This window comes from Cupriavidus sp. 01L46, assembly GCF_056399905.1.
In genome coordinates this window covers 1-5,279 of sequence record NZ_JBFTSF010000382.1, presented here as the reverse complement: position 1 = coordinate 5,279, position 5,279 = coordinate 1, and the positions used below count along the sequence as shown (strand labels likewise).

Sequence of the window (5,279 nt, the reverse complement as noted above, 5' to 3'; positions counted from 1 at the left end):
CCACTGGCCAGTGCCACGAGTTCCACGCCGCGCTGCTCCCAGTCGCGGCGCAGCTCTTCGAGCAGCACGCGAATGGTGTCGGCACCGACGTCGTCGGCAAACAGCCGGCGCAAGTCATTGACGCGCAAGGGTTCCTGCGCGCAGATCAGCGCGGTCTCGAGGACGATCTTCGCCTCTTGGGTATTCATGTTGATTGCGTGCAGCCTGTCTTTGCACCTGCGCCCCGGTTGATCCCGGGCGCACTGGAGATTGCGGGTTCAGCGGTAGGGATTGCCACCGCCATCTGGCCGCGCAGCCAACCGCATGCTTGATGCATGCCAGCCGTGCGCCTTCTTCTATTGCATCGGGTGCCGGACCTGACCGGCAGGAGATCGCCCGGCCACCGGCTTTATCTGCCAGTCGACGGAGCCCTTGCGTCGCGCCTTCCCCCTGATGTGGCGGACCTGTCCGGCGCGGCGTCTATCATCGAACGCGCCGGGTGCAAGAAAATACGGATATCGGGCCTGCTGGCCTATTTCACCCCGCCCTGCCGTAGCTGGTCTTTTGAACCGAATCTTGTGAACCGGACGGCGGATGGGGAACGGTCCCTGGCGCTGATGCCTGCCTTGGTGTTCCTGGCATGCATCCCTGAGCAGCGGATGCTACCTGACGATGCCACGATGAAGTACGCTGCGCGATATCGCTGTTCTTGCGATTGTATGGCATTCCCTGGCAAACCTGCAACCGATTCGCACAGCTACCTCAGCAAGGAAGTGACAGATACACCACGAAACAGCGCTTCAGAAGACCAGACAGAATCCGTGCGCGGCAAGCGTCTCAGGCAAAAGCAGCGCGCGCGCCACCCCGGCCAAGCCAAAGGCCACCACCGCAAGGCCAGCGCCAGCCCGCAACGCCGGGCGCCGCGAAAGCTGCCTGAGATAGCCGGACAGGCCCGAGATCACCAGCAGATTCGGCAGGGTGCCCAGGCCAAACACGGCCATCACCAGCGCGCCCGACGCGGCATTGCCGGCCAGCAATGCCATGGCAAGGGCGCCGTACACCATGCCGCACGGGACCAGCCCCCAGGCCAGCCCCATGCCGTAGCGGCGCAGCAACYGGCCCTGCCCCTGCGCCCGGGCCGCAGCCGGCAAGCGCGCCCCGACGGCGCCAAGGCCGCGCAGCAAGCCGCCCGCGCCACGGGCGGCGAGCCGCTCCAGCCAACCCGTACCCATGGTGCGCCCGCGCAACATCCACAAGCCCGACAACACCAGCATCACACTGCCGATCCCAAACAGCCAGCGCTGCAGCGGCAGGTACTGCGCCCCCCAGACGCCAGCGCCCAGGGCGCCCAGCAAGGCCCCCAGCACCGCATACATGCTAAGCCGCCCGGCATGCATGACAAGCAGTTCCAGCAACCAATGGCCGGGACGCCGGAGCACCGTGGCAGGCACGCGCGCAACGCCGCCCTGCTCCGCCGCCAGCGCGATCCCGCCGCACATGGCGGCGCAGTGCACGCCGCCCAGCAAAGCCAGGGTAAATACGCTGATAAGCACGCCTATGGTCAACTTCTCCTCCCAATCACACAATCGCAACGTCCGGCGCGGTAAAATGCGTCGAACGCGCCCCCGCAGCTCCAAGAGGCGCTATCAACATGAGGCCTTGCGCCCGCGCACACCAGCGCGCTCGCACAACATGACGACGGGCACGGCAAGCCGCGCTGCACAGATAGCGCACTGCCGCAAGACCCGCGCGCCAGGCCGATGTGGATGGCGCTTCCAATCGACGACTCTCAACGTCAAGCTCTCAACTCAATGCGCCTGCCACATCGCGCTTGATTGACTGCGCTAAACCGACAGGCCCCAATTGCTCACCACCATTCCCATTACCGAGATGTCGCCCCGCTGCTCCACTTGCTCGCTCGGCCAGCTCTGCCTGCCCGTCGGCATGTCGCAGCAGGACCTCGAAAAGATGGATACGCTGGTCCAGGACCGGGTGCGCGTACGCAAGGGCGAAACCCTGTACCGCCTCGGCGATCCTCTCACCGCCGTCTACGCGATCCGCTTCGGCACGCTCAAGACCCACCTGACAATGGAAGACGGCCGCTCGCAGATCACGGGCTTCCACCTTCCCGGCGAAGTCGTCGGCCTTGACGGCCTCGGCGAGATGCAGCACGCGTCGGATGCCACCGCGCTGGAAGATACCGAAGTCTGCGTGGTGCGCTTCGGCGATCTCCAGACGTTGTCCAACGTCCTGCCTTCCCTGCAGCACCAGTTCATGCGCCTGATGAGCAAGGAGATCTCGCAGGACCAGGTCATGTTGATCACACTCGGATCGATGCGCGCCGAGGAGCGGCTTGCCGCTTTCCTGATCAACCTGTCCGAGCGCTTGTCCGCGCGCGGCTATTCGGCCTCCGAGTTCGTGCTGCGCATGAGCCGCGAGGAAATCGGCAGCTACCTGGGGCTCAAGCTCGAAACCGTCAGCCGCCTGTTCTCGCGCTTTGCGGAAGCCGGCCTGATCCAGATCCGCCAGCGGCACGTCAAGCTGGTCGACATGGTGGGGATCAAGCAGATCGTCAACAAATCCTGCTGACGTGCTCGTCGCGGGCCGCCCTCGCCCGCGGCGGCACGCCGCGATGCCGCGCCTGCTGGCCTGAACCGGCAAGGCGCGCATCGCAATCACTCCAGCTCGTCCGTGTCCGCCAGCCGCGTGGGCATGGTGTACAGCGTCAAGCCGCTCGACAGCGCGCACAGCACCCACGCGATCAGGAAGCCCACGGTGTAGACCGCCTCCCGCGATGCATCGACCGGCTGGCCGAAGAAGCGCAGGTCGCCGGGATCGACCATGGAGAATACCAGCGCGGTGGTCAGCCCGGCGACCAGGAAAGCGGGCCACAGCACCCACATCAGCCAGCGTAGTCTCATGATCACCTCGCTTGCGCCGCGACCGGCGCTGCCTGGCGTGCCGCGCTGCCCGCCTTCTCGACCACCAGGCCGTGGCGCGCCACCCCTTCCTCAATGGGTGGATCCGGGTGGGTCATAGCCAGCCAGATCGTGACCCCGCAGGCCACCATGGCCACGAACGGCCCACTCATCAGCAGCCACGGCCATGGCTCCTTCCACCAGGGATTGCTTTGCTGCGTCATCTGGCCTCCTCCTCTAGATCTAGATCCCGTATGTTGCGTACGGATTGGTGCATCCAGCGTCCCCGCCGCCTCATAGATTGCGCGGCACGATAAAGCTGGTGCTCTGTCGAATCTCTGCGCCATGGCTGCCCGCGCCCTCGTCGGGCACCGCGGTGACCGTGACCTCGATCTTGTGCGTGCCCTGCGCCGCGGACTCGATCGGCACGCGCACCCGGATGGGAATCAGGCGATTGGATGTGGGTTCCAGGTTGCCGGCAGCGTGATCATATTCCACGGCCAGGCCCTTGAGCTCGCCGCTGCCCGCGCTGACGGCGACGCGCATCGGTGCCTCGGTCGTGTTGATCAGCTGCAGCCGGTACACGTTCTCGATCCAGCGCCCTTCCACCTCACGCCCCAGCGCGCCGCGGTCGCGGATGATATCGACCTTGAGCGGCGTGCGCATGGCCAGCGAGGCCATGAAGCCGGCGACCAGCGCCAGCCATATCACCGAGTAGATCACCGTGCGCGGCCGCACCAGGCGCTTGCGCGCCACGGTCTCGGAGAGCGCGCTGCGCATGGCGTTCTCGGACGTATAGCGGATCAGCCCGCGCGGGTAGGCCATCTTGTCCATGACCTGGTTGCAGGCGTCGATACACGCGCCGCAGCCAATGCAGTCGTACTGCAGGCCATCTCGGATATCGATGCCAGTGGGACAGACCTGCACGCAGATGCTGCAATTCACGCACGAGCCCAGCCCGGCGGCCTTGTGGTCCGCCTTGCGCGAGCGGCTGCCGCGCGGTTCGCCGCGGCCCACGTCATAGGTGACCACATAGGTGTCGCGATCCACCATCACGCTCTGGAAGCGCGCATACGGGCACATGTACTTGCAGACCTKCTCGCGCATGAAGCCGGCGTTGCCCCAGGTGGCAAACGAGTAAAACAGCATCCAGAACGTCTGCCACGGGCCCAGCGAGAGGCTCAGCACTTGCGCGCCGAGCGTGCGAATGGGCGAGAAATAGCCGACGAASGTRAAGCCSGTCCAYAGSGCGATCACSAYCCAGAGCGTGTGCTTGGTGGCCTTAAGGCGCAGCTTGCGCGCGCTCCAAGGATCGCCGTCCAGGCGGATGCGGGCAAAGCGGTCGCCTTCCACATGCCGCTCGATCCACATGAAGATCTCGGTGTACACGGTCTGCGGACACGCGTAGCCGCAGAACAGCCGCCCCGCGATCGCCGTGAAGAGAAACAGCGACACCGCGGAGATCACCAGCAGCACGGCAAGGTAGATCACGTCCTGGGGCCACAGCACCAGGCCGAATATATAGAACTTGCGCGCGCCGAGATCGAACAACATGGCCTGGCGGCCATTCCACTGCAGCCAGGGCATGCCATAGAAGAACAGCTGGGTCAGGACCACCATCCAGACCCGCCAGTTCGAGAACGCACCCGACACCGAGCGCGGATAGATCTTGCGGCGGACTTCGTACAGGGTCTCGTCCGACGTTTCCGCGTCAGCCGCGCCAGGCGTGGGCGCTCGCAGCGGCGCCCACGCGGCCCCGTTCCTTTGAAGCGGCTCCGGTCCGGGGGCGTTCATGAGCGAACACCCCCGCCGCGGTGCCGGCCCGGCTGACAAGCACAAGCGTGGTGGCTCATTGCTTGCCCCCTTCGCCTGCACCGCCACCGGTGTTGGACAGGCCCCAGACATAGGCCGTCAACATGCGGATACGCTCCGGCGTGAGGATTTCCTCGTGCGCCGGCATATGGTTGTTATGGCCCTTCAGGATGGCGTCGACGATGTTCGCCTCCGAGCTGCCGTACAGCCACACGCGGTCCGACAGGTTAGGCGCGCCAAGCGCCTGGTTGCCCTTGCCGCTGGAGCCATGGCAGGCCGCGCAGGTGGACTTGAACGTGCTCTCGCCGCGCGAGGCGCGGATCGGGTCGTAAGACAGGCCGGACAGCGAACGCACGTATTGCGCCACGTCGCCAGCGAGCTTGCCGTCGATGGTCGAGGCGAACGACGGCATCACGCCGTTGCGGCCCTTGGTAATGGTCTGCGTGATGGTCTCGGGCTCCCCGCCGTACAGCCAGTCGTTGTCGGTCAGGTTGGGAAAGCCGTGGCTGCCGCGCGCATCGGAACCGTGGCATTGCGCGCAGTAGTTGAGAAACAGGCGTTGCCCGATCT

6 protein-coding genes and 1 pseudogene are annotated in these 5,279 nt (G+C 65.6%); 1 reads left to right on the top strand and 6 read right to left on the bottom strand.

The genetic code is table 11. The features are described 5' to 3' along the window. Together AC1DS3_RS34850 and AC1DS3_RS34845 are read right to left on the bottom strand one after the other, a co-directional pair. Nucleotides 1–188, bottom strand: a pseudogene (locus AC1DS3_RS34850) (SMC-Scp complex subunit ScpB); the annotation flags it as partial. Between the two features lie 591 nt (nucleotides 189–779). Beyond that, complete coding sequence (locus AC1DS3_RS34845) at nucleotides 780–1,544, bottom strand: sulfite exporter TauE/SafE family protein (RefSeq protein WP_477128974.1); 765 nt, start codon at nucleotides 1,542–1,544, stop codon at nucleotides 780–782. A gap of 298 nt (nucleotides 1,545–1,842) precedes the next feature. Here AC1DS3_RS34845 and fnr point away from each other — a divergent pair, with 298 nt between their 5' ends. Continuing rightward, entirely contained in the window at nucleotides 1,843–2,568 is a 726-nt protein-coding gene (fnr, locus tag AC1DS3_RS34840) for a fumarate/nitrate reduction transcriptional regulator Fnr (protein WP_150990999.1), read from the top strand. An 86-nt stretch (nucleotides 2,569–2,654) separates the two neighbouring features. On the opposite strand, the gene AC1DS3_RS34835 is transcribed toward fnr, so the two are convergent. From AC1DS3_RS34835 to ccoP, 4 genes are all read right to left on the bottom strand, one after another. After that, nucleotides 2,655–2,900: a hypothetical protein gene (locus AC1DS3_RS34835; protein ID WP_441641147.1), complete on the bottom strand. Its 246-nt coding sequence runs from the start codon at nucleotides 2,898–2,900 to the stop codon at nucleotides 2,655–2,657. A 2-nt stretch (nucleotides 2,901–2,902) separates the two neighbouring features. Next, nucleotides 2,903–3,121: a membrane protein gene (locus tag AC1DS3_RS34830; protein ID WP_043347331.1), complete on the bottom strand. Its 219-nt coding sequence runs from the start codon at nucleotides 3,119–3,121 to the stop codon at nucleotides 2,903–2,905. Nucleotides 3,122–3,191: 70 nt separating this feature from the next. Continuing rightward, nucleotides 3,192–4,691, bottom strand: a complete 1,500-nt coding sequence (ccoG, locus tag AC1DS3_RS34825) for a cytochrome c oxidase accessory protein CcoG (protein ID WP_477128973.1) — start codon at nucleotides 4,689–4,691, stop codon at nucleotides 3,192–3,194. Between the two features lie 55 nt (nucleotides 4,692–4,746). Continuing rightward, nucleotides 4,747–5,279 (bottom strand): cytochrome-c oxidase, cbb3-type subunit III (gene ccoP / locus AC1DS3_RS34820; protein WP_477128972.1); only part of this gene is annotated, 533 nt, incomplete at its 5' end.